The organism is Moorena sp. SIO1G6 (assembly GCF_010672795.1).
GTDB lineage: Bacteria > Cyanobacteriota > Cyanobacteriia > Cyanobacteriales > Coleofasciculaceae > Moorena > Moorena producens.
In genome coordinates this window covers 13,878-29,483 of sequence record NZ_JAAHFZ010000039.1, presented here as the reverse complement: position 1 = coordinate 29,483, position 15,606 = coordinate 13,878, and the positions used below count along the sequence as shown (strand labels likewise).

General features: G+C 43.0%; 11 protein-coding genes and 2 pseudogenes. 5 read left to right on the top strand and 8 right to left on the bottom strand.

The genetic code is table 11. The features are described from left to right. Positions 1 to 148: 148 nt before the first annotated feature. Positions 149 to 1,474, bottom strand: a complete 1,326-nt coding sequence (locus tag F6K63_RS26630) for a phthiocerol/phthiodiolone dimycocerosyl transferase family protein (RefSeq protein WP_287313544.1) — start codon at positions 1,472 to 1,474, stop codon at positions 149 to 151. A gap of 126 nt (positions 1,475 to 1,600) precedes the next feature. Here F6K63_RS26630 and F6K63_RS26625 point away from each other — a divergent pair. Further along, positions 1,601 to 2,012, top strand: a pseudogene (locus F6K63_RS26625) (IS4 family transposase); the annotation flags it as partial. 210 nt (positions 2,013 to 2,222) lie between these two features. Here F6K63_RS26625 and F6K63_RS26620 read toward each other — a convergent pair. Beyond that, positions 2,223 to 2,453: a hypothetical protein gene (locus F6K63_RS26620; protein ID WP_287313543.1), complete on the bottom strand. Its 231-nt coding sequence runs from the start codon at positions 2,451 to 2,453 to the stop codon at positions 2,223 to 2,225. Between the two features lie 3 nt (positions 2,454 to 2,456). On the opposite strand from F6K63_RS26620, the gene mnmH reads away from it, so the two are divergent. Continuing rightward, on the top strand, positions 2,457 to 3,521 hold the full coding sequence (gene mnmH / locus F6K63_RS26615; protein ID WP_287313542.1) for a tRNA 2-selenouridine(34) synthase MnmH: 1,065 nt from the start codon (positions 2,457 to 2,459) through the stop codon (positions 3,519 to 3,521). Positions 3,522 to 3,905: 384 nt separating this feature from the next. On the opposite strand, the gene F6K63_RS26610 is transcribed toward mnmH, so the two are convergent. Beyond that, entirely contained in the window at positions 3,906 to 6,335 is a 2,430-nt protein-coding gene (locus F6K63_RS26610; RefSeq protein WP_353813103.1) for a response regulator, read from the bottom strand. A gap of 60 nt (positions 6,336 to 6,395) precedes the next feature. Continuing rightward, complete coding sequence (locus tag F6K63_RS37420) at positions 6,396 to 7,373, bottom strand: PDC sensor domain-containing protein (protein WP_353813102.1); 978 nt, start codon at positions 7,371 to 7,373, stop codon at positions 6,396 to 6,398. A 469-nt stretch (positions 7,374 to 7,842) separates the two neighbouring features. Here F6K63_RS37420 and F6K63_RS26605 point away from each other — a divergent pair, with 469 nt between their 5' ends. Then, positions 7,843 to 8,487, top strand: coding sequence for a PEP-CTERM sorting domain-containing protein (locus F6K63_RS26605; protein ID WP_287263195.1), 645 nt, complete (start codon positions 7,843 to 7,845; stop codon positions 8,485 to 8,487). Positions 8,488 to 8,660: 173 nt separating this feature from the next. On the opposite strand, the gene F6K63_RS26600 is transcribed toward F6K63_RS26605, so the two are convergent. From F6K63_RS26600 to F6K63_RS26585, 4 genes are all read right to left on the bottom strand, one after another. Continuing rightward, on the bottom strand, positions 8,661 to 9,470 hold the full coding sequence (locus F6K63_RS26600) for a peptidoglycan-binding domain-containing protein (protein WP_008189690.1): 810 nt from the start codon (positions 9,468 to 9,470) through the stop codon (positions 8,661 to 8,663). A gap of 140 nt (positions 9,471 to 9,610) precedes the next feature. After that, the gene (locus F6K63_RS26595; protein ID WP_008189688.1) at positions 9,611 to 10,885 is read right to left on the bottom strand and encodes a M16 family metallopeptidase; all 1,275 of its coding nucleotides are present in this window, start codon (positions 10,883 to 10,885) and stop codon (positions 9,611 to 9,613) included. A 246-nt stretch (positions 10,886 to 11,131) separates the two neighbouring features. Further along, positions 11,132 to 12,418 carry a M16 family metallopeptidase gene (locus F6K63_RS26590; protein ID WP_008189686.1) on the bottom strand — a complete coding sequence of 429 codons (1,287 nt, stop codon included), beginning with the start codon at positions 12,416 to 12,418 and terminating at the stop codon, positions 11,132 to 11,134. Positions 12,419 to 12,506: 88 nt separating this feature from the next. Next, entirely contained in the window at positions 12,507 to 13,904 is a 1,398-nt protein-coding gene (locus F6K63_RS26585) for a hypothetical protein (protein WP_131827210.1), read from the bottom strand. Between the two features lie 685 nt (positions 13,905 to 14,589). On the opposite strand from F6K63_RS26585, the pseudogene F6K63_RS26580 reads away from it, so the two are divergent. Both F6K63_RS26580 and F6K63_RS38020 read left to right on the top strand, forming a co-directional pair. Further along, a pseudogene (locus F6K63_RS26580) lies at positions 14,590 to 14,739 on the top strand (succinate--CoA ligase subunit beta); the annotation flags it as partial. A 310-nt stretch (positions 14,740 to 15,049) separates the two neighbouring features. Next, a complete protein-coding gene (locus F6K63_RS38020; RefSeq protein ID WP_071986960.1) occupies positions 15,050 to 15,244 on the top strand; it encodes a TLTLP motif-containing protein in 195 nt (64 codons plus the stop codon). Positions 15,245 to 15,606 lie beyond the last annotated feature (362 nt).

Below are 15,606 nucleotides of genomic sequence, written 5' to 3'. Positions count from 1 at the left end.
GTCGTGCGCCTTGGAGTTCAATAGATTAACTCTGGGGGGCAACAAGTTGCCCATAAACCTTTTTCTAGCCTACTTATCGCCCCCCAGCCAAACAACCAAAATTCGTAGTCTGATAGTTTAGGGTGTGGAATGTGGGTGTAATTCGATTTTAACTAGCCCAGGGCGATATTTTTCCCTTGCTAGCATCAACCAGGTAGGACAGGAAGCTATCTACTAAAGTCTCCATCGTCTCCTGGCTGATTGCAGGCTTAGAAAAGGGGAAATGCAAAAACATTTTTCCCTCAAAAGTTGTAACATAAGCAAGCACAAGACCCCCAAACATGGCTTGTCCTGAAGCAAAACTGATTTCTGAGAGTTCAAATTGACCGTAAACTCTGGGAATGTTTACTCGACCAATATTGGAAATAGACACTGTCTGAGGGGCTTGATCTCGGCGGGTGAGCGCCAACTCGAACATCTTCTTATACATCAACACTCCGCTGAACATATCGCCACGCTTTAAGCCAACTTCCACTTGTTGTCTCACTTCCCGTGCTAATTCCCAGAAGGAGGTATTTGTGTCGAGAGTGTGAAATGACGTTATGGGGCCAACCAGTAAGACCATATTTTCATTGCCGATCACTGGTTTCAAGTGTTTACGCAGATCAACAGGAATCCAACAGGACACATACTTTTTCTTTCCTGATCCGATTTTTCTTGCTGTGGCAAATATCAGCGCCGCACATAAAGCACCTTGTACTGTTGTCTTTTCTTGACGGCAACGTAGAATCAGCTCTTTGGTAACCTCCGCATCTAACTGTCTATAAACATTGCCAGTACGGCGTAACTCAAGAGGTACAGTCTTCTCAAAACTCAAGCCTTTTGGTTGGTGCCAAATATTTTTGAATAGAAGTCGCAGAATAAACAACAGCTTGTTGATATTACCCCTAAAGCCTTTTGTTGATGCAGGTAATAAGTCATCTACAGAGGGAAGCGTTGGTAAGTTAGGCTCTGGAACAACTGGTTCACCAGAGGCAATTTTCGAGCAGTAGGTCAAGATTTCTGAATATAACTGGATACTCGATAAAGCATCTGTGATGGCGTGGTTTATTGTGATAATCAGATGGCTAGCACTATTTTCAGAGTACTCCTGCCTTTGCACAAGTACAGCTCGCAATAGCACTTCACTACTCTCAATTTGGGTGTTTAGTTCTTCTAGAAGGGTTTCTTGCCATTGTCCAGAGTGTTGCGTATCTATAACCCGCAAAGGGATCTTTTTTGCACCTGTTTCAAAACGGAGATTATCCACATCACCGATGATACCATAATTAAGCCGAGGGTGATGAGTTTGGACAATATCAAGGGCCTGTCTCACAAGTTCTTCATTCAGGGTGCCTGAAATACGCCCGATAATTACTATATTTAATGAGCTATTCAAGCGATTTACTATTTCCATTACTTGCTCTACAGCACATAGTTTTCTATTATCAATCATTGACATTTTTTATTCCATATCGGTGCTTTGTTACGTACATACAACGAATCTCAGTACAGGACAAAAGGCTTGAAAAGTTGACAAGGGTGGGGTTTGATCAGAATTACCACAGTCATCAGAAACCCCATGAATCAATATAGCGAACAAAAGACAGCGCTCTCCAACCCCATCTGGATTGGCTAGGAGCCAGACTCTCGTTCAAGCGCCATGTTCGCGGCTTTCGCGTAATCATTGTCAAAACTGTCAACCTAAGTCAGCTGGCATTAGGTATGGGATGATTAGCGTTACCGGAGTCGAACTACAAACCCATGCAACGGTTTTTCCGAAAATTTGACATTGATTACACCGTGATCGCGCTTACTGGTGGTGAGTTGGATGCAAATTCCGTGTGGAATGGGTATTGAGTGTAGATCGTACTACCTGGGAGTTTGGCTCTCAGTGCTACAACATCCTGACCTTGGGCATTGTCCATGAAGGGGTAGCCTTTCGAGTACTGTGGTGGATACTCAATAAAAAAGGAAACTCCAACAGCGCTGAGGGGGTGATATGAGCCCTGAAAAGCTTACTATATAAGGCTTTGATGCCAATTATCTTAGGAAAGATAAACTCCTAAATTGACCCTGCTTTGATTTTATGAAAGCTCAAACCCTTATAACTACGTCCAAGGTCAGCCCAAAACAGCATGTATCTTTCAGGTGCGACCCGTGGCGAATTTAATAATTTAGATGCTGAAAGCGCACCTAAGGTTCTAAACTTTGTCTTGATGCAGTCGCTCATGGGGGGAACCCCCAAGACCGCGCTGCATCGCTTTGTATTGTTCCGGCGGGTCGGGGCATCCCGTGTCGTTAATAATAAAGTAACCCGTGTAACTGTTCGCGCAGCGTCGGCGAAAGGTGATACCTTTGGGTGGTGTTGGTAAGAAGCCCGCATTCGGGCTTGTCAGCGTCGGGAGTATGTCACGAAACACAGAATTGAACATCGAATGCAGCGATCGCATAACTATACCCAGCAGCCAAAGGAAGAAGACTACAGCGAAATTATTGATGTGCGCTCCCCCAGTGAGTTTGCTGAGGATCATATGCCAGGTGCGATTAATCTACCTGTGCTCGATGATCAGCAACGGGCTAAGGTAGGGACTATCTATAAACAAGTGTCTTCCTTTGAAGCTCGCAAAATTGGTGCCTCTCTAGTTGCTGGGAATATCTCTCGACATCTGGAAAGTCACTTTGCTGCTAAGGATAAAAATTACCATCCCTTGGTCTATTGTTGGCGTGGTGGACAGCGTTCCCAGAGTTTGGCAGCAGTGTTAGTTCAAATTGGCTGGCAAGTTACAGTTCTCGACGGGGGATACAAAACCTATCGAGCTTATGTAAGGGAACAATTAGAACAGTTGCCACAACAGTTTACTTACCGGGTATTGTGTGGACTAACCGGTAGTGGGAAAACCCTGATTTTGCGGCAACTTGCTAAGGGAGGTGTCCAGGTGCTGGATTTGGAAGAGTTAGCCAATCATCGAGGTTCCCTGTTGGGTCAAGAGTGGGAAGGTGAACCATTATCTCAACCATCCCAAAAATGGTTTGAATCCCTGCTATTGGAAAAATTGCAACACTTTGATGTCGATAAGCCAGTATGGGTGGAAGCAGAAAGCAATAAGATTGGACAAATTTATTTGCCTCATGCAGTATGGCAAAATATGAAGGATGCTAGTTGTGTAGAAGTTGAGTTACCCCTGGCACGTCGAATTGAATGGTTGTTGCAAGAGTATCCTCACTTGGGTACTAACCCTGAGTTTTGCAAAGCTAAACTAGAGTGTCTAAGGTCTCGCTATGGCTGGAAAAAAATTAACCAGTGGTATGGAATGATTGATCAGGATCAAGGTCATGCTTTGGTAGGAGATTTGCTTGAAACTCATTATGATCCAGCTTACCGCCGCTCGATTAGTAAGTGTTATGGAAATGTAGAATTTACCTTACCGATTATGGATTTATCAGAGCATAGTGTTCATACTTTGGTCAATAGTTTGGTGTCTTTGACGGAATTATCCTAAGTTAAAACGCATTAAAAATGCGTTTTAGCAAGGCAAAAGGCAAAATGGTACTGGGATATATTTTTTTTACTTGATTTAAATAATATACACTTTAAATGCCAAAAAAATTAAGGATAGTTAATCAGGAATTATAGATTTTATGTACGAGTAATTATCAAAATATAATGATAAATTACTGATAACAAATAATGAGATACTGTCCGGTTGTTTCGCTTAGGTTCATAGTTTATTTTTTTACCCATTACCGTAAATTATAGCACTACTCATTAAAGTTAGGACATTGATAAAAGCTCATTTGCTAATGCACGTAAACTTTTGCCTCTTGCCTCTTGCCTCTTGCCTTACACGTAGCGCTATATTACACAATTGGGCAACGCTAAATTATTAGTCATGCAACCCTTCTGCCCGTTCCCAGTCCTCTGGCACCCCATAGCTTTGATACCTTTGGCAGCGTTTGACATAGAGCATGGCTGCTTTATCCTGGGGATTGCTTTGTAAAACTGACTGAAATATCTGTTCAGCTTGGGCAAAGGCTTGCCGATGGTAGAGAAAAGCAGCTTGTTCAAAGTTACTCTTAGTTGTTCTCTTTAACTCCTTCAGTTGCGGCTGATCTTGATCAAATAGCTCAAATACTGCCACCGGTTTATTTTTTCCCTTAACTTTGACTCGATCCAGAAACCTATAACTGTACTTTTGAAACTGATTCAGGTTATAGAGGGTTTGTTGGCTAATCATAATCCCTGCACCATAAAGTTTGGTTAATCCTTCCAAGCGGGAAGCAAGATTCACTGCATCAGAAATAACCGTACTTTCCATCCGCTTTTGTTCACCGATGGTTCCTAGCATTAAGCTACCTGTATGTAAACCAATACCGATAGTAATCGGAACATAACCACTTTGGCACCGATGCTGATTGTAGAGCGCAACTGTTTGTTGCATCTCAAGTGCACCTTGAACCCCATCATCCGCAGACTCAGGAAAAAGTGCCATAACTCCATCTCCAATGTACTTATCAATAAAACCGTTGTGAGCGCGGATTGCTGGACTAACTCGACTCAGATAGCTATTAATAAAATTAAAATTTTCTTGAGGAGATAACTGTTCTGATAGGCTGGTAAAAGAGCGAATATCAGCAAAAAGAACAGTCATTTCTTTTTGAACATGATCCCCTAATTTAACATCAACAATACTGTCATATCCCAGGAAGCGCAAAAAATCATGGGGAACAAACTTACCATAAGCAGAGGTAATTTGAGAAAGCCGTAGATGACTTTTAATTCGGGCTAACAGTTCATGCTTAGAAAAAGGCTTAGTCAGATAATCATTTACCCCACAAGTAAACCCTTCTACCAAATCGGAAACTTGATTGTTGGCGGTTAACATGATCACCGGAAGTTCACTGGGCAAAAACTTCTGGCGAATTTTTTCGCAAACTTCATAGCCCGTCATGCGGGGCATCATCACATCCAGTAAGATCAAGTCAGGCTGGAAGCCAGTTGAGAGCATTTCTAAAGCTTCTAAACCATTAGTGGCTGTAGCGATCGCATAGTTTTCCATGGAAAGATAATTGCTAATAACCTGACGGTTGACTGGTTCATCGTCCACAATCAAAATTTTGATATATCCACTGTCTGCTGCTAAGGCTCCAGTAAAGTTCGGGGTTTCATTCGTCAAATCCGGAACTGGAGCGATTGATTCAATTTGCAAAAGTGCTGAGGTCTGCTGAAGCTGCCTCTGAGACACTGGCAAAGTAAATGTAAACTGGGAACCAGACTTATTTTGCAATCGCTTAGGGGATCCTCCCAGGCGAAATTGTGCTTCTGGCAAGCTACGCGATCGCACATAAATTTTGCCACCGTGTAACTCGACTAACTGTCTAGTAACCGCTAATCCCAAACCCCTCCCGCCATATTTTTTAGTCCTGGAGCAATCTACTGATTCAAAGGAGTCAAAAATCCGATTTAATTTATCTGCTGGAATACCAATTCCTGTATCTGAGACAGTAATGACTAACATTGGTAACTCGTCATTGCTAACGGGTAACTGCTCAGCTGATACTTCAACCTTACCAGATTCAGTAAACTTAATAGCATTCTCGATTAAGTTATAAATAATTTGTTGCAGCCGATTTTCGTCAGCATCGACCAAGGGCAGATCGGCAGGAATTGAGTTAATTAACTCCAAAGGTTTTTCCCCAATTAGAGAGTGGGAATGTCCAAGGACGAGATTGGCTATTTCTCGCATGCTGACTGGCTTAATTTGAAGTTCAAGATGTTTGTGTTTTAGCTTCGAAAAATCCAGGAGATCGTTGACTAAATTCCCTAGTCTTTTTCCACTAGATGCAATGATGGCAAGATTAGCGTTTGCTTTGGAGGGCAATTGTCCTGCAACACCATCCATCAGGGATTCAGCAATACTGATCATGCCATTGAGGGGGGTGCGGAGTTCGTGGGAGGTATTGGCTAAAAATTCGTTTTTCAGTTGATCGAGGTGCTGCAATTCAGTATTCTTGGCTTCTAGGGTGGCAAACGACTCTTGCAATTGTCTTGCCATGTTATTAAATGCCTTAACCAAAACCCCAAGCTGATCGGAGCGCTCCTGGTTGACAATTTGGTCAAATTGTCCCTTCTCTAGAGCAATGGCTGCATCCTTCAGTTGGAGGATAGGCCGGACAACCCAACGGGATGTAACGATTCCGACTTCTGTTGCCAGTAACAATGCTACTAGGCATAAGGCAATAGTAGTGCGGGTATGGGCGTGGATTTGTTCGATGAAATCCCCTTCTGGCACGACTACCACAATCAACCAATCCAAGTCAAACTGATCTTGAAAAGGCTGTATTTGTACAAATTTTCGTTTACCCTCAACAGCAAATTACCATTGCTGTAAAAGTTGAATTGGTTGTTTTTGATTCAGCTTGGTTGATAAAAATTGAGCAGTAGATTTAGTGAAAGCATTACTACTATCCGTTGCTTTAACTCGTTCCGCTCCGTAGTCTTTGTTAGTAAGGTGAAAAGGCTTATCACCGGTAGAGGTAGCCACGAGCATTACCGAACGTTCAATGATAAAAACTTGTCCAGTTTTGCCAACGTTTAGACTGCTTAAAAAGTTGCCGATTTGTGATAGATTTATATTAGTTAGGAGTACCCCCTGCAATTGATCCTGTGTGTCGTAAAATGGCATTGATGCACCGAGATAGGCAGTTACACCAGCAGTATTGGGGTAAATTTCACTCCAAGTTGAGCGACCAGCTTTGACAGCAGTGTTATACCATGGTCGAGTGCGCGGATCAAACTTAATACTGTCTAGGATTTCCTCACGCTTCTTGATGCAGTCGCTCATGGGGATTTCCCCCTTTGGCCGACTGCATCGCTCCCCAAATTCGTTAGTAGAATAGGAGTAAAAAATCTGATTGCTAGCTTTGGTGGATACTCTAAGAGTCAGTGTACCATCATCTAATCGTTCTGCTCCTAGGTTGTCTTTATTCTCTAAGCCTAATCCAGTAAATGTGAGGGTATTAAATATCTGAAGCTGTTGCCAAAAGTAACGTTCTAATTCAGGAATATCTTGCCAATTCAATTGACCTAGATTGATGGCAGTGGCATTAATCTGATTAACTAGATCAGGAATGGTTAGATAAGCCTCCAAATTCTGCTCAACCCGAGCATTGACTTCTTCAAGCAGTTGAGTCGCAACATCATTAACCGCTCTCTTGCCGTTTCTATAGGACAGATATGCCACAAGTCCGACTGCTGCGAAGATTTGCAGGACAAATGGTATGACCAAGATCAGGGGAAGGGGAACTTTCCCAGAAACCTTGGAAACCCCTTGGGCTAAAGATTTGAATAACATTTGCCTATGCCATCCTGCTTGACTGACAAATCCTTAGGAGTTACATTCACAGAATTCCCAGAAATCTAAAAAAAGTAGCGTCAGCACCCTTGACTAAAGTAAAGGGGCTTAAAGTCCTTTATTTACTGATGCCTGAATCCTTAGAAAGGACTTCATAAATCGTAAGCATTCAGCCGTCAGCCGTCAGCCGTCAGCCGTTGGCCTATGGCTGAATGCTGAATGCTGAATGCTGAATGCTGAATGCTGAATGCTGAATGCTGAATGCTGAATGCTGAATGCTGAATGCTGAATGCTGAATGCTGAATGCTGAATGCTGAATGCTGAATGCTGAATGCTTACCATAAATCAAAGGACTTCATAAATCTTTATCTGGAGTATTGCTTTTTTGGTGATCAAATTCTCTCAAGGAAGTATAATAAAGTTATTTTTCCATCAACACTAACGTGATTTTTGGTTTGGGATCATTAAAATGCTTACTTTAAAAGTGTTCTCAGTGGCTACAATTGCCGTGGTTTTGAGCAGTTGCTTAATCCCTGAAAAAGCCTTGGCTAGTCGTCTTGATTTAACAGCTGAAGCGATTGGGAGCTCAACTCCTTCAACAATACTAAATCCCAGTATTGGTCAAACCCTACAAAACAGCGATTTTACGATAGAAAAGAATGGGGATAAAATCCTTGGTAATGGGATTGATGAACAGACAAGTTGGAGCTTTGATTTTTCTGACTTGGCAACATCAATAAATGACGTATTGCAAGCGGAACTAACTTTAGACCTGACACCAAACAACGTCCTGATTACTACCGATGTATTTGGGATCATAGGATTGGATACTATTCTTATTGCTCCGCTCAGCAATTTATCAGTAGGAACTAAGCAATCGCTGTCTTTAAATTTACTGGAGTTTTACGACTCAGGAGAAATCGTGAACGTCTTTAATGCTAATAGTGGCAAGATTCCGGTATTTTATGGAGATGATGCCATTGTATCTGGTGCGAAGCTGTCATTGTCTACAGGTGAAAGAGTTCCCGAACCTGCTTCTACCCTAGGGATTTTAGCTTTGGGAGCTTTAGGAATTAGTTCCCTATTTAAACACGAACTCAAGCAGCAGAAATAACCAAAGCAGTAATATCAATCAAGAATGATCATTAGTCAACCAGCAAAAATATAACTAGTGTGTTGTTGACGCTTGATGATTGAACAGTTGACAGTTCAATCATCAACCATGGCCTTTCGGCCACGCGATCGCTGAAAGCGGGACGAAGTCCATCGCGTTCAACAAAAATTTCATCAACGTAGCAAAGCATTCCAAGTAGCAGGACCAACAATGCCATCAGGTTCTAGTTTGAACTTGCGCTGAGCCGCTTGTACTGCGGCTTTCGTAACCTCTCCAAATACCCCATCCACTGTGGCTTTTAAAAAACCAAGAGATTTCAGTCGCCTCTGCAATTGCTGGACGGCTGGACCACGCATACCTTGTCGGAGAATTGGTAAAGTTATAGCGCTAGGCTTAGTTCTCTCAACAGTGACCGAATTGCCTGTTGTGGTAGTGCGATTACCAAAGCTAGTGCTGGTTGCTGGAGAGGAAGGGTTGGGACGAGTTGTGGTGGTTTGGGTAATAGCTTCTGTGATGGAAGGCGTCGGAAACGATGAAGCTGAGATGCCATCAGAGGTGGTCGGTGGTGTTCTACTTGCTGAGGGTAAGGGATTGGAAGTAGAGGTTGAGGATGTTGGATTGGGTGGGATGCTTGGAAACAGAAGATTCCATTCAGCAGCTCCCATGATGCCATGGGGAGTTAAACCCGCTTCTCGCTGGAGCTTGGAGACAGCGATCGCAGTATTATCTCCATAAAACCCATTTACCTCTCCTGTGTAATACCCCAATAATTTAAGAACTGCTTGTAATTCAGATACTCTTTCCCCCTCACTACCAATGTCGAGAGTTGGTCGGTTGATTTTGACTGGGGTAATTGCTTGAGCCAGTTTTGGGACAACGCCATTGGCTTCAAGGGCAACTGATGGCAAATTCCCTAAGCTAAGGGCTATTGATCCAAAGATAGTTATACCGATAATGCTGTTAGTGGTGTCTATAGAATCCATATCTTTACAGTGAATTAAATCTTGTCACGACTTAATTTAACTTTATCGATTCAAGCGGATTTATAGACAACAATACATTCAGGTCTCCCCCGGTTAAAAGGTAAAACACGGGAGAGACCTGAAGTTTTTGGTCTGCTCTGTTAACTCAGGAAGTTGATTGCTTCAGCCGGTCCGACTAGAGAAATATAAGGTTCAATAAAATAGCGATTAGCTGCTGCTTGAGCCATCTCTGGAGTAACCTTTGTCACATCTTGTTGAAATAGGTTATCAAACTCAACTCCTAGCCCGATCGTCTCATACCAGCCATAGACTTGAGCGAGCTGACCATTGGTTTGTTTACCTAGTGCATACTGACCAAGAAGCTTATTTTTGGCAACTTGCAATTCATCCTGACTCAGTTGTTGAGAACAAAGGCGTTCCACTTCGGTAACCAGACCAACCAGGGCAGTTTCTGTATTTTCCGGTGCTGTTCCCATGTACGCTATAAACGTAGAAGCTGACTGGCGTGTCGGAAACAATGCTGAGACATCATAGGCTAAACCCCGCTTTTCTCTGAGTTCTACAAACAAGCGGCTAGAAAGACCATTCCCCAGGTAGGTATTCAGGAGTTTGAGGGTAGCAAAGTCAGCCTCTTGTACAGCTGAGGTAATATAACCCAGCATCACAATGGACTGCTGTGTGTCTTGGGCAGTGGTCACTTGGCAGGGTTGGGCAATAGGGGAGGGTAAGGAGGGTTTGCTCAGGGGTGTATCGGGAACTTGCCAATCCCCAAACACTTGCTCTACCTGCTTAATCGCATCTTCTGAGTTAATACGACCTGCAATACTAATTATGAGGTTATCGGGGCGGAAATAAGTGTGATGATAGTGTTCTAAGTCAGCTCGATCCAGTGTAGATACCGTAGCTTCTTCTCCCAACACCGAAAAGCCGTAGGGATGGTCTTGATAGATTGCCTGTCGCAATTGCTTATAGGCAATGCTAAAGGGTTGCTCCTGTTGCCCACGAATAGTTTGAATGGTTAGGTACCTTTCTAGGTCTACTTCGGCATCTGGGAAACTAGGCGATCGCAAAATCTGTCCTGCTAGCTGTAACATTTCAAACCAGTCAGCTGCAACGGTTTTCAGGGAGAGTATAAAATAATCGTTAGCTGCATCAGCACCAAGTTGAGCCCCCATAGACTCCACCCGTTCGGCAATGTCTATGGAGGATAAGTCTTGGGTTCCCTTGGTGATAACTGCTGAGACGAGGTGAGATAGGCCAGCTTGGTTTGGTGGATCGAACTGACTACCTGCCCGAATAAATAGACGGCTGGCAATGATATCAGCAGCAGCATTTTCAACTACTATCACCACGATGCCATTATCTAGCACTGTGCGATGGATATTCTGTTGTTGCTTTAGTGTGATATTAGGCATGATGGTCTTAGGTCTTAGGCTTGATAGTCTTAGGTCTTAGGAAAATTGTAAATTCCAAATTTTAAATGCACGAATTCCCACTTTTACTACATGCCTTTGTGAGGAGTTACTACCTTTAATGAGTTACGATCTAAGCTATCCTTTTGAGGATTGTGATAGCTTAGGTAATAGGTATAAATATACCGAATCCCCTAAGTTAATTACATCTAAATATCTCAGCTTTTGAATCTAAAAATGAGTTACGATCTAAGCTATACTGTTGAGGATTGTGATAGCATAGCGATGGGGATAAAGATACCGCTGGGCTAATTGCATTACGTCATTAGCTGTTAGCTTTTGAATCTCAAGCGGATAACTATAGGCTGCTTCTGCTGTAGCAATAGTGCTGTAGTAACCATACAAACCAGCAAGTTGACCAGCAGATTCTGTGGAAAAAATATAGTCGTTATAGAGCTGACGTTGACAGCGTTTGATTTCTGTGCTTGACACTGGTGTCTGTTGCAATTGCCACAGGTGTTCCCTAATTATTGCTTCTACCTGTTCCAGGTATTCGGGTTCTAGGTAGGCGGTAATAGTAAACAAACTCGAATCACGCTGTAGAGAGAAACTACTACCAATGTCTTGCACTAATTGTTTCTCTTCCCTTAATTCTCTTACCAAGCGAGAAGAGCGTCCATCAGCCAGGAGCACAGACAGTAAATCCAAACCACAGGCATCCCCAAGCTGATCTATCCCTGGTCCGTGCCAAGCCATCAATAGACGTGCGTGTTCCAGGCGAGGCAAATTTAGTTCCTGACGTCTAATTCCGATAAATGGTGGTTCAGCTATCACCTCTGGTTTAGGACAATCAGTGGGGGAAGCAAAATCTTGAAATGACTGGTCAACTATAGTTAATGCTGATTCTTGGTCAATATCACCTACAATCACCACAGTCATATTTTCCGGCTGGTAATGGCATTGGTGGAAACAGCGCATTTGTTGGGGAGAGTGAGCCATCAAATCCGCTTCCGTACCCAGAATCGGTCTGCCATAGGGGTGACGTTGGTAAACGCTCTCAGAAAGAGCCTGAAATCCCACCCAATCAGGATTATCGTAGCTGCCACGAATTTCTTCTAACACCACACACCGTTCCCGGACAAATTCTTCTTCAGGAATAGCAGGATGCAAGAGTAATTCTGCCAAGGGAGGCAGGGTCTGTTTTAAGTACTCAGAAGCACTGGTTACGAAAAAATGAGCAAAGTCATGGCTAGTAGCGGCATTCGTTACACCACCGTGGCTTTCAATCACATAGTCAAACACACCAGGAGCAATGGTCTCGGTGCCCTTAAAAATCATGTGTTCCAAGAAGTGAGCCATGCCAGACCATTCTTGTGGTTCTGCGATCGCACCAGCACCAACCCACACATCGGCCACTACTACTGGTGTAGCGCTTAGGTATTGATGAATGACATTCAAGCCATTGGTCAGTTTGAAAACACTAGCAGGAAACTTTATTTGAGGCAGGGGCTCAGATAACAATGCTTCTAATCTCAATGTGTAACTTCTTACATGATATTACTTAAGGTTAATTTAGGTTAACCCAGTGTTAAAGATCATGTTTGCTACTTCACAGTTCTCCTAACTAAGTGCCAGGACTGTGTACCTGAATCAGAGCCCCATCAGCAGTATAGATTTCCATACGGATTTCAGAATTATAGCTAATCCCTTTGAGGGCATCTTCTAACGTCAATACGTGATTCACGATGCCAGCTTGAGCCTCTACATCACCTCTGACTTGAGCCGTAATCGCTGTTTGTCTGACCTGATACATATAAGTCGGTGTTAATTCTACTTTAATCAGACTTTCATCAATGGTGTAATTACAAACTCGAGTTTCCCCAGTACAGATTTGTTCAAGATCACCACCAATTTGTTTTAACTTTACCTGCAACTGCAACTTGCTTTGAACTGCCTTAAGGGCGTTTTGATAAGGCTCAATTAAAGACTGTGCATTTTTGTGGTAGTATGTGGAGTTTGGAACTTGCTTCACGTAAGTTAAAGCGTTGCGCCAATGAATCGCAGCCACCGACCATTGTTGCTTTCCCTGAGCCTTTTGAGCTAACTGAGCCAGACGTAGTCCCTGATTGTAGGCGTTGGTAGCAATTTTTTCCTGGGTTTTGCGATCGCGCGCCCTGGCCAGATTAGTTTTATAGAATTCCTCCAGTCGTTGCTTGTCCTCTTCAACGGTTGTTCCTTGAGGAATTTTGTTCAGACGGTCTAATGCGGTTTTCCAAGTACTATAGACTAGTTGCCATTCCTCTAAAGTCTGGGCTACACCCTGACGAGCTTGGGCAATCTGAGCCGCTTTCTTAGCTGCTTTCATAATCTGACTCGCCTGTCTTTCTTTGACTAATCGCCGATTAACTTCGTCTAAATTGACCTTATATAGCTTAATTTTCTGTTGCGCTATAGCATTAAGGCTACTCTCCTTAGGCATTTGTTCAAGGCGGGCAATTGCCTCTCGCCACAGTTTTTGAATTGCAATCCACTTTGATGCCTTATGGGGAGGATTTTTCCCTTTATGACCTGCCCTAGCCGCCATTTGCATGGCTGTCACTAACTGATCTAGGTCTTTACCTCTGATTTGATAGGCTTGGAGCAATCCTTGTGCTGTGTCATGCTTCATTGACCAAAACGGAATTGCTTTGAGTCCTTCAATCGCTGTCTTTAATTGCTTCTGAGCTTCGAGAATGTCCTTTCCCGATTTAGGTTTTTTGAGGGTGTCTGCTGACTTTTTACTCAATAGCTGAGCTTCATTGAGTACAGTACAAGACCCAAATACGCAGGGACGGGTAAAAACATAAAAGCCGCCGGTTAAAAATACTAGACCCAATCCCATGCCCACCACCACCAACAAAAGAAACGTACTTTTAGAATTTCCTTCATCGGGTTGTAGTGTTTCAGGGAATGGCTCATCGGTTTGAGCCTCGGGATCAGAAAGTGGTTCGTCCCAAGGGTGGGCTGCAACGTCAGAATCCATTGATTGATCGTTGCTGTGGTTAGACTCAGGGGTGAACTGGTTAGAATCCATTGCCTGTAGCAGGAGGAAAGCCAGGGATACCAAAAAAGGTACTTAATCTTAACCCAAAATATACTCCTATGCTTCCAGTGGTTAGGCAGGAATTGGTGAGATATTAAGGCAACAGTGAGGAATTATAGGGGTTAGGGGGGAATTTTGAAGAATCAAAGAAGCAAGGAGTGACATCCTCGACCACCATAATCTTTGATTCGGTCTAGACTTCCCACCTTACGATTAGACATTCCTAGATCGGGACTTATCTAGAACGATGAACAAACACCTGCCCTAATCTGGAGTTATGAACTAGTAACTTCTATAATAGACATCTCCAGAAACTCGGTTTTGACCCAGGCAGTGCAAGGGTTTGAGGTTAATTTTTGGAGATGTCTAATAGATGAATAACTAAGTGATGGCGTTTAAAGCGATCGACACCTGCTTCCCTTCTACCTATCCTACCTAGGGGCTACTGGGGGAATAATTTTGCTGTTTTTAATGACCAATTTAAGGTGCCGTCAGCTGGTAGACGCTTTCACCGAAGTGTTTCTACAGCATTGACCAAGTGGCAAAAGATTTGAAACGTCGTGGTTAGGATTGTTCGCGCATCATGCATCTGTTATAATACCAGGCTAAAGAATTATTCCGTGAGATTGGCATTCCGGTTTTGCCTGCTCAACGCATTGACCATCCTACCGACATCAAGGGATTAGAGATTCCCTATCCGGTGGTGCTCAAATCTCAAGTCTCTACTTATGGAGACAACCCAGCTCGTCGGATCCGGTGTGTAGAGCAATTGATTCGTCACCCCATCACCCGTTGGTCGGATTTACATCATACTTTGCATACTACAAACTGACATGGGGAATGTGGGTTATAACCTGTAACCTACAACCTGTAACTAACAACCTACAACCTGTAACCTACAACCTGTAACCTTGTTGAGCCTAGTTTTTTGCAAAGTATCGTTAAGCGGGCTGGAATTTGGTTGAGATTGTTTACTAGAAAACAATCCTTTGGGAATAAATCGATAAAATAGAGGATGTAGGGTTTATGATAAGACCCAACTAATCGTCGTTTTCAACTGACCTAGTTTAAATTTCAATTAATTTATGGAAATTAGTGGCTCATCTGCCAACTCTTCTGACCCTCACCCATATAGATGGGCAGAAGTCTTGGGTACGGTAATTGCGCTGTTGACCTTAACATTACCTTTGTTGATCATCGCTTACTACTCTTCTTCAAATAACTACGTTAATGTTTTGCCACAAACCCCCTACTCGCCTACGACGAGAATAGAAAATTGACATACAAGTTTTTTAGATAACCAAAGCACAATATGTGGGTGCGCTGATTTAAAAACCTTCAATAGCTGAGGTGTAATATAAAATGCCAGCGTCATGTCTCCTAGGCAATGGCGTAAGGGGGATTCTGTGAAATCTCAGCTTTATAGAAAGTTTAAGTTGAATGGTATATCACTTGCCTTGGCTCCTTGATGATAGTTAAAAGGAACAAGGAAAAGGAGAAAGGGGAAAGAGAGGAGATTGGTGTCGTCTCTTTCACCGAGGCTACCTCTTATCAAGCAAAGGGAAGGGAGACAAGGGAAAACCATCAACAATGAACAACAATGAACAATTACCAGTCTCCTTCGCTATATGCCAGCTTAAGT

Bases quoted from the DNA above. Each gene is read 5' to 3' on its own strand.
- F6K63_RS26630 (WP_287313544.1), bottom strand. From the start codon at position 1,474: ATGATTGATAATAGAAAACTATGTGCTGTAGAGCAAGTAATGGAAATA.
- F6K63_RS26620 (WP_287313543.1), bottom strand. From the start codon at position 2,453: ATGTTCAATTCTGTGTTTCGTGACATACTCCCGACGCTGACAAGCCCG.
- mnmH (WP_287313542.1), top strand. From the start codon at position 2,457: ATGCAGCGATCGCATAACTATACCCAGCAGCCAAAGGAAGAAGACTAC.
- F6K63_RS37420 (WP_353813102.1), bottom strand. From the start codon at position 7,373: ATGTTATTCAAATCTTTAGCCCAAGGGGTTTCCAAGGTTTCTGGGAAA.
- F6K63_RS26605 (WP_287263195.1), top strand. From the start codon at position 7,843: ATGCTTACTTTAAAAGTGTTCTCAGTGGCTACAATTGCCGTGGTTTTG.
- F6K63_RS26600 (WP_008189690.1), bottom strand. From the start codon at position 9,470: ATGGATTCTATAGACACCACTAACAGCATTATCGGTATAACTATCTTT.
- F6K63_RS26595 (WP_008189688.1), bottom strand. From the start codon at position 10,885: ATGCCTAATATCACACTAAAGCAACAACAGAATATCCATCGCACAGTG.
- F6K63_RS26585 (WP_131827210.1), bottom strand. From the start codon at position 13,904: ATGGATTCTGACGTTGCAGCCCACCCTTGGGACGAACCACTTTCTGAT.
- F6K63_RS38020 (WP_071986960.1), top strand. From the start codon at position 15,050: ATGGAAATTAGTGGCTCATCTGCCAACTCTTCTGACCCTCACCCATAT.